The sequence below is a fragment of the Herbiconiux daphne genome (assembly GCF_024979295.1).
GTDB classification, from domain to species: Bacteria; Actinomycetota; Actinomycetes; order Actinomycetales; family Microbacteriaceae; genus Herbiconiux; species Herbiconiux daphnes.
This window is the reverse complement of sequence record NZ_JANLCJ010000873.1, coordinates 1-504: the sequence shown is the minus strand read 5'-3', so window position 1 is coordinate 504 and position 504 is coordinate 1. Positions and strand designations below refer to the sequence as shown.

General features: G+C 40.7%; 1 protein-coding gene. It reads left to right on the top strand.

The window, feature by feature from the left end; translation table 11 throughout:
* Window positions 1–362 (top strand): cell wall hydrolase (locus N1032_RS28145; protein WP_259544051.1); only part of this gene is annotated, 362 nt, incomplete at its 5' end.
* Window positions 363–504 lie beyond the last annotated feature (142 nt).

The window sequence follows — 504 nt, the reverse complement described above, 5'->3', positions numbered from 1 at the left end:
ACGAGGCTGGTGGGCAAGGACATGATGCCATGCAATTTGTTGCTGACACTGTAGTCAATAGGGTTCACAGTCCAAAGTTCCCTAACACAGTGGAAGGTGTCATTTATCAGAAGGGTCAGTTCGAGTGGACAAAGCATAATCGACACAGGACTACACAAGATTTGACCCGGACGAGAGACAGGATGATGAAGCGTAAAGACCCACATGGTAATCACAACTGGATTTGGTTGGATGCTATGGAAGTTGCTTCAACATCTTTGTCAAACGGCTATAAGCCTAAGACTAATGCTCTTTATTTTTCTACAAAGACTATAAAGGCACATTCTTATTCTTATCGTCACCATTCAAAACACAAACGCTAAAAGGGTATTAGTTAAATGGCTATTTCTCTCGTTGAAATTCTGACAGAAGTTGTTAAACGCGAAGGTGCAGATCTTGATAAAGCTCGTAAAGACTTTAAAGAGATTCGTAAAAACGTGGCTGGTATTAAAGAGTCACGTAAAA